The organism is Bradyrhizobium sp. PRIMUS42, assembly GCF_023006515.1.
Classification (GTDB): domain Bacteria; phylum Pseudomonadota; class Alphaproteobacteria; order Rhizobiales; family Xanthobacteraceae; genus Bradyrhizobium.
The window spans coordinates 1-614 of sequence record NZ_JALBGZ010001466.1; the positions used below are offsets into that span (position 1 = coordinate 1).

The 614-nt window shown below is 69.2% G+C and carries 1 protein-coding gene; it reads left to right on the top strand.

Annotation, left to right across the window (positions count from 1 at the left end; genetic code table 11):
- Positions 1-614: amidohydrolase family protein (locus MOV75_RS41105; protein WP_247008580.1), on the top strand; the 614-nt coding region annotated here is incomplete at both ends.

Genomic DNA, 614 nt, shown 5'->3' on the forward strand with positions numbered 1-614 from the left:
CGGCTCGTTCGGCGCCGCGGCGCCGCATGCCGGCCAGCGCCGCTTCATCTGCTCGGTCGATCAGTTCGCGGCGCTGATGGACGCCTCGCGCAAGGTCATCGCGGAATTGCCAGGCGCCAATATCGGCATCGCGCCGCACAGCCTGCGCGCGGTCGCGCCGGACGAGCTTGCGGCGATCATTCCACTGGCCGACGGCGGGCCGGTGCATATCCATGCCGCCGAGCAGGTCCGGGAAGTCGAGGATTGCCTGGCCTGGTCAGGCCGGCGCCCGGTGCAATGGCTGCTGGATCACGCGCCGATCGGTCGGCGCTGGTGTCTCATTCACGCGACGCATATGACGAATGAGGAAGTCGCCGCCTTCGCCGGGACCGGCGCAGTTGCCGGCCTCTGCCCCATCACCGAGGCGAGCCTTGGCGACGGCATCTTTCCCGCGCGCGAATTCCTCGATGCCGGCGGCGCGTTCGGTATCGGCACAGATTCCAACGTGCTGGTCGGCGTCGCCGACGAATTGCGCCAGCTCGAATACGGCCAACGGCTGAGGCACCGCGCTCGCAACGTGCTCTCCAGCGGCGCGGGCCGTTCGACGGGGCGCGCGCTGTTCGACCATGCTCTTG